Annotated in this window: 7 protein-coding genes and 1 pseudogene; 4 read left to right on the top strand and 4 right to left on the bottom strand. The window is 35.7% G+C overall.

All coding sequences use genetic code 11. The features are described from left to right. Positions 1–273 precede the first annotated feature (273 nt). Together gldJ and BBH99_RS05550 are read left to right on the top strand one after the other, a co-directional pair. Positions 274–1875 carry a gliding motility lipoprotein GldJ gene (gene gldJ / locus BBH99_RS05545; RefSeq protein WP_066693104.1) on the top strand — a complete coding sequence of 534 codons (1602 nt, stop codon included), beginning with the start codon at positions 274–276 and terminating at the stop codon, positions 1873–1875. Between the two features lie 142 nt (positions 1876–2017). Then, positions 2018–3289, top strand: a complete 1272-nt coding sequence (locus BBH99_RS05550) for a UDP-N-acetylmuramoyl-tripeptide--D-alanyl-D-alanine ligase (RefSeq protein WP_066693105.1) — start codon at positions 2018–2020, stop codon at positions 3287–3289. Here BBH99_RS05550 and BBH99_RS05555 read toward each other — a convergent pair. Further along, a complete protein-coding gene (locus BBH99_RS05555) occupies positions 3282–3893 on the bottom strand; it encodes an NUDIX hydrolase (protein ID WP_066693114.1) in 612 nt (203 codons plus the stop codon). The two genes, BBH99_RS05550 and BBH99_RS05555, sit on opposite strands and share 8 nt — an antisense overlap. 453 nt (positions 3894–4346) lie before the next feature. On the opposite strand from BBH99_RS05555, the gene BBH99_RS05560 reads away from it, so the two are divergent. Further along, positions 4347–4736, top strand: coding sequence for an orotate phosphoribosyltransferase (locus tag BBH99_RS05560; protein ID WP_066693116.1), 390 nt, complete (start codon positions 4347–4349; stop codon positions 4734–4736). A 46-nt stretch (positions 4737–4782) separates the two neighbouring features. Here BBH99_RS05560 and BBH99_RS05565 read toward each other — a convergent pair whose 3' ends face one another. From BBH99_RS05565 to BBH99_RS05575, 3 genes are read right to left on the bottom strand one after another with little or no spacing between them, the layout of a single operon-like run. Next, complete coding sequence (locus BBH99_RS05565) at positions 4783–5826, bottom strand: anhydro-N-acetylmuramic acid kinase (RefSeq protein ID WP_066693117.1); 1044 nt, start codon at positions 5824–5826, stop codon at positions 4783–4785. A gap of 11 nt (positions 5827–5837) precedes the next feature. Continuing rightward, positions 5838–6428, bottom strand: a complete 591-nt coding sequence (gene lptC / locus BBH99_RS05570) for an LPS export ABC transporter periplasmic protein LptC (RefSeq protein WP_066693118.1) — start codon at positions 6426–6428, stop codon at positions 5838–5840. Between the two features lies 1 nt (position 6429). Beyond that, positions 6430–7713, bottom strand: coding sequence for a hypothetical protein (locus BBH99_RS05575; protein WP_066693120.1), 1284 nt, complete (start codon positions 7711–7713; stop codon positions 6430–6432). A gap of 391 nt (positions 7714–8104) precedes the next feature. On the opposite strand from BBH99_RS05575, the pseudogene BBH99_RS05580 reads away from it, so the two are divergent. Then, positions 8105–8455 (top strand): annotated as a pseudogene (locus BBH99_RS05580) (DNA polymerase III subunit delta'); the annotation flags it as partial.

Genomic DNA, 8455 nt, shown 5'->3' on the forward strand with positions numbered 1-8455 from the left:
ATCACCAAAGTCCTGAATTTTTGAACCATCCCATTCTATGGTGTTTTTTTGGGCGTAAAGTGTTGATGCAAAAGCGATTAAAGATAGAAGCGTGATTTTTCGTCTCATGTTTATTATTGAAATTGCTAAATTACAAAATAAATGAAAATTTTAGAATTAAATTGTAATACAATAAAATTAATTTGTTATCGTTGTTCAAAAAAATCAAATCTTTATTTGATTTATTGAATAATTTATTTTTTCTTTGTACTCTTGAAAATATTTATATCGACTATGAAAAAACTAAAGTTGTTTTCATTAATAGCATTAAGTTCTACACTTGCATTAACCAGCTGTGGCGGATCAGGGACCAGCAAAGGTGGCGGTACCAAAAAATTTGTCAGTAAAACAGGTTGGAAACCAAACGAAAAACAGGGTTGGTTTTTTGCAGGAAAGCAACAGAAGCAGAAGGGTTGGCCGGGAATGGTATATGTAGAAGGTGGAACTTTTACAATGGGATTAGTGAAAGATGATGTTATGCATGATTGGAATAACACACCGCGCAGAATGCAGGTGAGTTCATTCTTCATCGGAGAAACAGAAATTACTAACTATGAATACCGCGAATACCTTACATGGTTGAAGTATGTATTCCCTCCAAGTGATCCTAGCTTTAAGGAAATCTATAACGGTGCTTTACCGGATACCTTATTATGGGACAACAAATTATCTAGAAACGATTATCAAGAAACTTATCTGCGTTCTCCGGAATTCGATTACTACCCTGTGGTAGGTGTTTCCTGGACACAAGCAAACAGATATTGCGAATGGCTGACAGACAGAGCAAACGAAAAAGCTTTGATGCAGGCAGGTGTGATTGCTAAAGATTTATATATCAACGAATCCAATAACCAGGGTGGTACGGCATTTAACATGGACAAATTCAAAGCGAATGATCCGGAAATGCAGGGATATATCAACGAAAAAAGAATGCAGCAAAAATCTGGTATGAAAACAACCAACCAGAGATTGCTGGCTGCCAACAGAGCTCCGAACGCTGCAATGGTTCAGAAATTCAGACTTCCTACTGAAGTGGAATGGGAATATGCAGCTTTAGGAATGGCGAAAAACAGAGAATATAACCAATACCTGGGTAAAAAACCTGAAATTGAAAGATTAAGAGGTACCAAAGGGAAAACCAAAGGTATGTTCCTTGAAAACTTTAAAATGGGTAAAGGAGATTACTCTGGTATTGCCGGATGGAAAAACGACGGATCTGCACAAACTTCAGACGTAAGACAATATCCGTCTAACGACCTTGGAATCTATGGAATGTATGGTAACGTTGCAGAATGGACTGCTGATGTTTACAGACCTATCATTGATGAAGATTACAACGATTTCAACTACTACAGAGGAAATATGCCTCAGGCTATCGTAAGAAACGGTGACGGAACTTACAAAATGATAGACGAAGGTACCATAAAGTATGATACTCTGGCTGATGGAAGATTAGTATACAAAGGACTTCCAGGGCAGTTTGAGAGAGAAACAATTGCTGATTACAGAAACTTTAGAGACGGAGACAGACAATCTTCTTTAGAATACAGAAGAGAATCAGACTCAGCTGCAGGATTTGATATGTACAATGCACCTCGTAAGAGATTTGTTGTAGACGGAAGCGGAAGAGTAAAAATGATGAAAGATTCTAAAGACAGAACTTCAGCAATCTCTAACGATGTTAGAGTAGTGAAGGGAGGTTCTTGGCAAGATACAGCATATTGGCTTGACCCAGGGCAAAGAAGATATAAAAATCAAGGTAAAGCTTATGGTTGGATTGGTTTCCGTGTTGCACAGGATGCCAGAACTAATGATAAGAACAGAACTAGAAGATAATATTTATCAAAATACTTTTAAAAAACCTTCCGGATTTTCGGAAGGTTTTTTATTTTTGACCAACGAAATTGCTTAACTGGAAAACTCAAATATAAGAGAGCAGATTTAGCAGTTACTATTAGAAAAAACAGACATTCCCAAAATGAATATAGAACAGTTTTATCCTTTGTTTTTACAAGCTGACAAAGTAACGATCGATAGCCGAAAAATAGCCAGAAATGATATCTTTTTTGCCTTTTCCGGTGATAATTTTAATGCTGCAACACTGGCAGAAAAAGCTATAGAAGATGGTGCTTTAGCTGTAATAATAGAACAGCCTGAATTTGAAAATAGAGCGAAAAATATTTTCTATGTTCCCTCTACTCTTGAATTCCTGCAGCAACTAGCCATTTACCATAGAAGCAAACTTAATATTCCTTTTATTGGCCTTACAGGGAGTAATGGGAAAACAACAACTAAGGAACTGATTCATGCGGTGCTTTCAGAAAAGTTTAATGTTCAGTATACCTATGGAAACCTGAATAATCATATTGGAGTTCCATTAACAATTCTTTCCATTAAGCCTGAACACGAGATGGCTGTGATTGAAATGGGAGCTAATCATCAGAAGGAAATCGAATTTCTTTGTACCATTTCACAGCCGGATTTCGGATATATTACCAATTTTGGAAAAGCCCACCTGGAAGGTTTCGGAGGCTTTGAAGGAGTGATTAAAGGAAAGTCTGAATTGTATGATTACCTTAAAGAAAATAATCAGACCATTATCGTTAACGAAAATGATCCTATTCAGGTAGAGAAAACGGAAAATTATTCACCTAAGATCACTTTCGGAAAAGCAGAGTCGGATTATAATTTTGAAGCGTTCTCAGAAGATCATTTTGTAGGGTTAATTTATCAGGGTGAAAAGGCTGTATCTAAACTAACCGGAGAATATAATTTTACCAATCTTTGTGCAGCAGCAAGCCTTGGACTTCACTTTGGAATCGACTTTGATAAAATCAGGCATGCAGTAGAACAGTACACTCCAACCAATATGCGTTCGCAGGTGGTGAAAAAGGAAAACAGAACTTTGGTGCTGGATACTTATAATGCCAATCCAAGCTCAATGACTGCTTCGTTACATAACTTTATTACTTTTGAAGGCAGCAAAACCATTATTATCGGTGATATGCTGGAACTGGGTGATGAAAGTAAGAAAGAGCATCAAAACATCTTAGAGCTGGCTAAGACGCTCGGATTTGATACTGTCATCACAGTAGGAAAACATTTCAAAGGAATAAATCCATCAGATCTGGCCTTTGAAAATACAGCTGAGCTTACCGAATATTTACAGCAGCATAAAATTCAGTCAGAAAATATACTGTTAAAAGGATCAAGAGGGATAGCTTTGGAAAAGGTGATTGATTTTATTTAGCCTTTAATGCCCAGAATTCTTTTACAATAAGTTTAATATTCTTGAATGTGCTTGGGAAAACCTCCTCTTCAATCTGAGCAGTGTTTTTCCAGGCTACTTCAGTAATTCCTTCCTCAATCTGTGGTTTTGAAGTATCTTCACCGTCGAAGTTCATTTCAAACCAGTGGGTGCATTTCAGGATTTTCTCGCCGTTTCTTTCGATATAGATATGATAGGTGGTGTTGATGAACTGTACAAGCTCTACATCGCTTAAACCGGTTTCTTCTTCAATTTCCCTTACTGCAGATTCTTCCCTGGATTCTCCTTTTTCCATTTTACCTTTTGGAAGATCCCATTTGCCTAATCTTCTGATGAACAGCATCTCACCTTCAGGGTTAATAACAAGTCCTCCGGCAGCTTCTATAATTCTGAACAGTTGCTGGAATTCCTGCCAGATCTCTTCAATATTCTCACCATATACATTAAGTTCGTTTACAGAAGTATTCTCTAAAAGATCCAATGCGATCTCTAAGGTTGTGAAACTTTCATACCCTAATTTTTTTTCAAGTGCTTCGGGATGTTTCGATATCAATAATTTTTTTTCGTTCACAAAAACTTTATACATCTCAGAAATTTATAGTTAGTATTGATCCTTAGAGGGTAATGGTTTTAAAAGACAAGAAAACAGATTGTTTTTAACCGGCTTTTCACCATAATTTATACGCAAATATATCAAATTATAGCAATAAAATAAGTCACTTGGCAGGCTTTATTTTTCTTAATGAGAACAATTGTTTGGTTTACTTCGGATAAGAATATTTCCTTTAAAATAAGAATAATAATAGTATTGTGCCCTATTTCCAATTCAAAACTTATTGTATGGTATATTTTTAACAGCTTTCCCTATAAAATTTATCCTATTATAAAATACAGGTGCTAAAATTCCCATTCAATAGGAGTGTCCAGTCTTTAAAAGTATGCTTTGGATAACATCTTTGTAGATTTTTTTTATAATTTTGTTGTTATCGTAAATATAAAGAAGCTTATCTTTATAAGAATTTAAATACAGAATAAAAAAATGAATTTAGAAGGACGAAAAATTATTGTCAATAAATCATCTAAAGAGTTAACTGAATTACTGAAAACTCCTGAAAATTACAAAGATTTCATGCCGGATGGTCTTCAGAAATTTGAAACGAGAGATAACGGTTTCAAGTTTGGATTACAGGGAATGCCTGAAATTGCACTGAAAATAGATGAGGTAACCGATCAGAAAGCAGTACTTAAATCTGCAAGTTCAAGCTTAGATTTTTCTTTAACAGCAACTTTAAATCCGATCAGTGAGAATCAGACAGAAGTTCAGATGCTATTTGAAGGGAAATTCAACCCATTCATTAAAATGATGGTAGAAAAGCCATTACAAAACTTTATCAATACATTGACCGATAAGATCGAAGCCTATAAATAATAAAAAACCTTCAGAAATGAAGGTTTTTTTATGTGGTAGCCTGTGTCTAAGCAATTACTCCAGAACAGTGGTCAACAGTACTTCCTGTAGCAGAAGAAAGAACATTGATCTCGTTGTTTATTCTTAAAACACCCATAAAAGCGAAAATTAAGGCTTCTTTATATTCAATGATTTCTTTTTCCGGGATAATGACCTCAGATTTTGTTTTTGCTTTAATTTTTTCGATTAAAAAAGTGTTATAAGCGCCTCCTCCGGTTACCAGTATATTCTTTATATTATTTTCATTGATAACTGTAGAAATTTGCTGGGCAATGTGTTCTGTAAATGTTGCCAGAGCCTCTAGTGGATCTATACCTTCAAGCTTTGGAAATATATGCTCGTGACACCATTCTACACCCAACGATTTAGGGTGAGGTCTCTGATAGAACTCTAAAGAATTAAGTTCATCAAGTAAAGCTTTGTTTATTGGTCCTTTTCTTGCCAGATCTCCGTTTTCGTCAAAATTTTCATTAAGCTGTTGAGCCAGATAATTTAAGACAATATTGACAGGTGCAATATCAAAAGCTATTCTTCTGCCTTCTGATATCATAGAAATATTTGAGAATCCACCAAGATTAAGACAGGCATCATATTGTGAAAAAAGAAGCTCATCGCCTATAGGAACCAAAGGGGCTCCATTTCCTTTCAGCAGTACATCCTGGCTTCTGAAATCATAGAGTACAGGTATTCCCGTTTCCATTTTAACGGCTCTGCCATCTCCGATCTGAAGGGTGAATTTTCTTTGGGGCTGATGAAAAACCGTATGGCCGTGGGATGCAATCAGGTCAATGTTTGTAAGCTGGTGTTTATCTATAAATCCTTTAACTTTTTGTCCCAGATAAAACCCATAATCGGAATGCAGTTCTAAAAGATCTGTTACAGAAAGATGAATGGAATTTCTAAGCCTATTTTCCCAGTCGGTAGGATAGGGAAGGGTTTCCGCTTTCAGGATCTTAAAATGCCATTTGTCCTTTTTTTCAAATTCAGCAAGACAGATGTCTAAACCGTCTAAACTTGTTCCGGACATGAGTCCAATGGCAAGCGTTTTCATGGTAACAGAAGCTATTTTTTATTTTCAGAAAGCCTTTTAGAATTAAAGTCTCCCGAGTTGTTATAGAAAGTATATTCAGAAAAATCGTCTTTGGCAGTCATTCCATTGGCACCCACCAATGTAGAACCATCTTCCATCGTTACATACACTGTATCCTTGGTATAGATTCTTTTCTTGACCTGATCCCAATACACACTCTGCATAGCAAATTTTTGTCCCTCGTTGGTAGTGATCCTTACATTGCCTTTTGCCTCATAAAACTTTTTATAATCGTAAAACTTGGCATATTTAGCTTTAATTGTTCCAGGTATCTTTGGCTTTTTCTTATCGAAGAATTCAATGTCAATACCTTTTTTAGCTACAGTATAAGGACTGTCAATAAGCTCATATTTTTCAATAATAGGAGCTTTGGCTTTCAGGATTACAAATCCGGAATCGCGTTGTACGATATTCGCGTTATTAATGATCTGTGAAGGAAAGTTTTTGCTGTTATTCCCGTTCTTTTTGGTAAGATCCTCTTCACAGGATGTGAATATAAAAAATATAGCACAACTAAAAAGGTATGCTATATGTTTATATACTATTTTTTTTGAAAAATTCATTCTAGTTATAAAGAGCCTTTCTGAACCATTTGTCAGCAAAATTGAAGCCGACTTTCAGGTTGATAAAGTTCTGGTTGATAAGATTGTTCTGAAGAGTTCCTCTCTTACCTATCTCTACACCAATTTCCAAACCACTCATTCTTGTAATACTGCTGTTTTTGAACGGAAGCATTACCCCGGCAGAAATACCGAATTTATTAATACTGTTCCCTTCCAGTTTAAGGTTTCCTCTTTCGTAGAAAGCACCATATCTGTAGATCACTCTTGAGAAGTAGCTTCTGAAGTTGTTATAGTTAGGTAAATACCATCCACCGGCAGAAATTCTGTAGGTATCCTGTAAGTTGAAAGATTTTCCGAAATAGGAAATATCTTCTCCTTTCTTATAATCAATCTGTCCGGAAAGGAACCAGTGGTTCTCACTTCCATATCCAACCCCTACGGATGCCTGTAATGGAAGAAGGTTTTTAGATTTTATTTCCTGGTGATCAATCGGGGTGATATCAGTTTTAGTACCTGCAGCATCAACGTATCTGTAAGTACTGTTGGTATACTCAGTGGTCATATTACTGGTATTCCCGAAAGTTGCAGTAGCACCAATCGTTAATTTTTTATCAGTACGCGGATTCACTGTCTGATAACTTGTACCTAAAGTAAAGTTGAAGTTTCTGACTCTGTTTTTCGTTTCATAACCGGTAAGATACTCTGAATTTTTAGCACTGAACTCAGTAAGATCATATAAATCTCCAAAATATAGATTAGCTCTTGCCCCTACAGAGAATTCCTGGTTAATCTTATAAGATACAGCTACAGCCGCAGTGTTTAAAGTACCACTACCTTTAAATTGATTTTGGTAGAGAATATTTCCGTTATCATCTTTCTGCTGACTAAGAATATCATAGCTTTTTGAACTATACGGCTGATAGGTAAATCCCATTTTAACCTTTGAGGAGATAGGAAATGCCAGTGAAATATTGGAAAGGTACGTAGAATGCTTTGTAGATTTCATATCGTTAAAGTTCGATTTGAAATAGTTGTTTTCGTTGGTAGCTTCCAGTTTGATACTTGTAAGTTCGAAATTCGCGTTGTTGGCAGGGTTAGCAAAATTGAAATTGCTGGTGAAATCACTTATAAAAGCGGTAGAAATACCTCCCATGGAAGAAGTTTCGATCGTATTATCATATTTTACATCCCCAATTCCATATTTTGCATACGGAGAGTTACTTAGACTCTGTGCATTCAGAAAATATCCAACTGATATGAATGATACTACAAAGATTTTTTTCATTCTTTATTTTTAAAACAATGCGCAAATATCTTAAATATTAATGAATTGTAAAAATTATATGTGGTTAAAGTTTGTTAAGGGCTGTATAATGGGGAATTTTTAATCTTTATATAGTATTGATGTCAATTGTGAATCACAAATTTGTCTTGTTTTGTCAACTTTGGTGCCCAGCCTTATAATTCACTATTGGGCGTGATGTGAATAGTGCATAGTGAATAGTGAATAGTGAATCCGCCTTGCTTGTGAATTTTTATCTGATATCCATTCACCATTGACTTTGCGAAGCAAAAATTGACCATTGCCTCAACTTAACGGAATTCTAAACTGACAATCCACATTACTCATTAATTTCTTTACCCTAAATTTACTCCCGATTTCTTATCTTTGAAACATGAATTGGGAGAACATCGCCGGACAGGAAAATCTAAAAAAACTTCTTAGAGAAAGCATTGCTGAAAACAGAGTGAGCCATGCCCAGCTTTTCGTAGGAAAGGAAGGTTATGGTACTTTACCCATGGTGCTGGCTTATGCAAAGGAAATTTTAAGCAAGGAAAATGAGCATGCTGCTTCAAAAGTTGAACATCTTAATCATCTGGATCTTCACTTCAGTTTTCCCGTTTTTACAGATAATAAAAACTCTTTAAGCAAAAATAAATTTGAGGAGTTCCGGGAAATGATTCTGGCCTCTCCATATGCAAGTTATGATGACTGGACTGCTTTTCTGGAATCTGAAAACAAACAG

Source organism: Chryseobacterium contaminans, assembly GCF_001684955.1.
In the GTDB taxonomy this organism is placed as follows: Bacteria; Bacteroidota; Bacteroidia; order Flavobacteriales; family Weeksellaceae; genus Chryseobacterium; species Chryseobacterium contaminans.